Source organism: Mesorhizobium sp. M2A.F.Ca.ET.039.01.1.1, from assembly GCF_003998035.1.
Classification (GTDB): Bacteria; Pseudomonadota; Alphaproteobacteria; order Rhizobiales; family Rhizobiaceae; genus Mesorhizobium.
On record NZ_RZRY01001584.1, the window covers coordinates 1 to 404 of the forward strand.

1 protein-coding gene is annotated in these 404 nt (G+C 66.3%); it reads right to left on the bottom strand.

All coding sequences use genetic code 11. The annotated features are described in order from the left end of the window. Positions 1–186: 186 nt before the first annotated feature. Positions 187–404 (bottom strand): dihydrodipicolinate reductase C-terminal domain-containing protein (locus EOA24_RS41025; RefSeq protein ID WP_281059964.1); only part of this gene is annotated, 218 nt, incomplete at its 5' end.

A 404-nucleotide genomic window follows, 5' to 3' on the forward strand; every position in this document is an offset into this window, starting at 1 on the left:
CTCCACGGCAGCGCGACCCTTGGCGCGCGCGGAGCCCAAAGACAAAATCCGACCAAAGCGATAGCGCCGAACCTTGCCGATTTGATTCAGGCTTGCGCAAAGGCGAAGCGGGCACAAGCCCGCCGCCTCGGGGAACAATCTTGGCGAAAATCGTCGATGACGGCCAATCCCTCGACTGAGGCAGTTTCAACGCCGCAACACGTCGCGCATGTCGTATTCGCCGGGTGGCTGTCCGGCGACCCAGAGGGCGGCGGCGATGGCGCCGCGGGCGAACATCGAGCGATTGCCCGCCGAATGCGACAGCGTCAGCACCTCGCCGTCGGCGAGGAAGTTGACGCTGTGCTCGCCGACGATGCTGCCGCCGCGCATCACTGCGAAGCCGATCTCGCCGGGCGGACGCGGAC